The sequence below is a fragment of the Aphanizomenon flos-aquae FACHB-1287 genome (assembly GCF_014698755.1).
Lineage (GTDB): Bacteria > Cyanobacteriota > Cyanobacteriia > Cyanobacteriales > Nostocaceae > Dolichospermum > Dolichospermum flosaquae.
This window is the reverse complement of record NZ_JACJTO010000083.1, coordinates 1-2,010: the sequence shown is the minus strand read 5'-3', so window position 1 is coordinate 2,010 and position 2,010 is coordinate 1. Positions and strand designations below refer to the sequence as shown.

1 protein-coding gene, 1 tRNA gene and 2 pseudogenes are annotated in these 2,010 nt (G+C 38.3%); 2 read left to right on the top strand and 2 right to left on the bottom strand.

Features of this window, described 5'->3' with window-relative positions; genetic code table 11:
• Positions 1 to 102: 102 nt before the first annotated feature.
• Positions 103 to 330, bottom strand: a pseudogene (locus H6G44_RS19925) (1-acyl-sn-glycerol-3-phosphate acyltransferase); the annotation flags it as partial.
• A gap of 72 nt (positions 331 to 402) precedes the next feature.
• Here H6G44_RS19925 and H6G44_RS19920 point away from each other — a divergent pair.
• Entirely contained in the window at positions 403 to 1,035 is a 633-nt protein-coding gene (locus H6G44_RS19920; protein WP_190388282.1) for a DUF938 domain-containing protein, read from the top strand.
• Here the strand turns inward: H6G44_RS19920 and H6G44_RS19915 are convergent.
• Positions 1,036 to 1,108, bottom strand: a tRNA-Ala gene (locus H6G44_RS19915).
• 79 nt (positions 1,109 to 1,187) lie between these two features.
• Between H6G44_RS19915 and trhO the strand changes: the two are divergent.
• Positions 1,188 to 1,898, top strand: a pseudogene (trhO, locus tag H6G44_RS19910) (oxygen-dependent tRNA uridine(34) hydroxylase TrhO); the annotation flags it as partial.
• Positions 1,899 to 2,010: the final 112 nt, after the last annotated feature.

Below are 2,010 nucleotides of genomic sequence, written 5' to 3'. Positions count from 1 at the left end.
TTTGTCTTATATCAGTCGAATATGCTGCTGCCATATATATCTCAATTATTTTCTTTTTTTTCCATCTTTAAAGTTTACCATCTTTGTACCGCTTTTGATCTCAAACTGCTGTAAAAATCGGATTTTACCAGCTTGAAATTCCTGGTATAATGTAGCTAATACTTCCGCATTTTTGGCTTCAATATTCACAATACCCGCAGGTAGCCAAGGTCTAGTTCTCACCCGTAAAATAAAAGGCAAAAACCAAGATACAATTTTAACAATCAAGGGATTATGACGCTGGGGAATAAATTTAAGCGGAGGTTGGGTAGAATGAATAGACTTAGGCAAATTGTGCTCCTGTGGTGTGGCAAAAAAAGCTAAAATTGAGAAATCGCTGCTAATTTAATTATCATAATCATAATGAACACACCCGCAGACCAGCGAAAATTTGCCCCCGCAACCCAGCGCAACCGCGAAGCCATTCTAGAGGTGCTTTTGCAAATATTACCTCAAAATGGGACAATACTCGAAGTAGCCAGCGGGACAGGAGAACACGCCGTATTTTTTTCCCAGTACCTCACACCGCGAACATGGCTACCTTCTGACCCCAATCCAGAACTGCGTGCTAGTATTAGAGCATGGTCAGAATATCTCCCCTGTGATAATCTTCAACCACCCCTAGATTTAGATGCCATTTCGCCAATATGGCCTGTAGAAAAACAGCCATTGCCAGAACCAAATATTTCTGCTATAGTAAACATTAACATGATTCATATTTCCCCCTGGTCAGCCTGTTTGGGATTAATGGCAGGTGCAGGTCGGATTTTGCCACCTGGTGGTATACTCTACCTGTATGGTCCCTGTAAACAAAATGGAGAACATACCGCACCGAGTAATGCTGCTTTTGATGAGTCTTTACAAGCACAAAATCCAGATTGGGGTGTGCGTAACTTAGAAGACGTAGTTACAGCAGCAACAGCACAAAATCTGAAATTGTCCCAAACTTACACCATGCCAGCAAATAACTTTTCGCTAGTATTTAAACGCAACTAATGGAGGTTAGCGGACTCGAACCGCTGACATCCTGCTTGCAAAGCAGGCGCTCTACCAACTGAGCTAAACCCCCAAGCCTGTTTTTTATGTAAAAAGGGTCAATTTTATATAACAGTCCTATCATAAACTATTATTATTAATTTGACAAGACCATGAACCAAAAAAAATTGACAGTTGTAGCCACGCTGTATAAATTTATTAACCTACCTGATTGTAACGAACTGCAAACAACTTTATTATCCTACTGTCAGTCACAAAGAATTAAAGGGACTATCTTACTAGCACAGGAAGGAATTAATGGCACAATTGCCGGTTCTCGTCAACAAATTGACAGCTTTTTAACATTTATTCGCAGTGACTCGCGGTTTGCAGACTTAGAATATAAAGAATCATACACAGAAATTCCGCCCTTTGAGCGGTTGAAAATTCGGTTAAAACCAGAAATTGTCACCTTAGGACTACCAGAAGTAGACCCTAACGAAAAAGTGGGAACTTATGTAGAACCCAAAAATTGGAATGATTTAATTTCTAATCCAGAAGTAATTGTCATTGATACCCGCAATGATTATGAAATTAGTATTGGGACATTTAAAGGTGCAGAAAATCCGCAAACTCAAACATTTAGAGATTTTCCTGAATATGTAAAACAAAATCTTGATTCCCATAAACATAAAAAAGTAGCAATGTTTTGTACAGGAGGAATTCGTTGCGAAAAAGCCTCATCATATCTAATTTCTCAGGGTTTTCAAGAAGTTTATCACCTCAAAGGAGGCATTCTCAAATATTTAGAAGAAATTCCTCCAGAAGAAAGTTTATGGGAAGGAGAATGCTTTATTTTTGATCAAAGAATCACAGTTAGTCATACAGCAGTTTGAGATCAAAAGCGGTACAAAGATGGTAAACTTTAAAGATGGAAAAAAAAGAAAATAATTGAGATATATATGGCAGCAGCATATTCGACTGATATAAGACAAA

Bases quoted from the DNA above. Each gene is read 5' to 3' on its own strand.
- H6G44_RS19920 (WP_190388282.1), top strand. From the start codon at position 403: ATGAACACACCCGCAGACCAGCGAAAATTTGCCCCCGCAACCCAGCGC.